Origin of the sequence: Moraxella equi (assembly GCF_002027555.1) — a bacterium.
Lineage (GTDB): Bacteria > Pseudomonadota > Gammaproteobacteria > Pseudomonadales > Moraxellaceae > Moraxella > Moraxella equi.
This window is the reverse complement of record NZ_MXAP01000167.1, coordinates 1-551: the sequence shown is the minus strand read 5'-3', so window position 1 is coordinate 551 and position 551 is coordinate 1. Positions and strand designations below refer to the sequence as shown.

The 551-nt window shown below is 39.0% G+C and carries 1 pseudogene; it reads right to left on the bottom strand.

Going from position 1 to position 551, the window contains the following annotated elements:
• Positions 1 to 57: 57 nt before the first annotated feature.
• Positions 58 to 249, bottom strand: a pseudogene (locus B5J93_RS14100) (hypothetical protein); the annotation flags it as partial.
• Positions 250 to 551: the final 302 nt, after the last annotated feature.

Below are 551 nucleotides of genomic sequence, written 5' to 3'. Positions count from 1 at the left end.
TGCGGCAACTGTATTCCACTCCCATCAAAGTGCAATACAAAAACTTAGTACAAAGAGTCAATACCGAACATTTAACGTACAGTAACTTGCTTTTTGTAATTCATCTCTAACCTGTGCATTTAAAATGGTTAGTAGTTTGTGCATACAGGCAACAATGGCAACTTTGAAGGGCTTGCCATTGGCTCTTAATCTTTGATGGAAAGTTTTGATTTTCTCATCAAAGCGAGTAGCTACTAAGAATGCCTTGTGCTGTGTTATCATAGTTTTGGGTGATAATGAAGTGGCAAGCACAAAGCTCTTTTTGGCGATGTCAATGTCAATAAAGTGAACATAGTGTTTGTCTAACTCATTGTTTGCTGATTTCATACTCATCATAAACCTGCCTTGCATTCGGGTGTTAAACTGGTAACTGTACGGTTGTTGTTGATGGGTGCTTATCTGTTTCAATGCGACAAACGAATGTCATCTCTAGGGGCGAAACGAAAGACAGATAAGTGGGTTGGCTTATTATATCTTGTTTTGGATATACAAGGGGCGTGTTTCAATTCGCC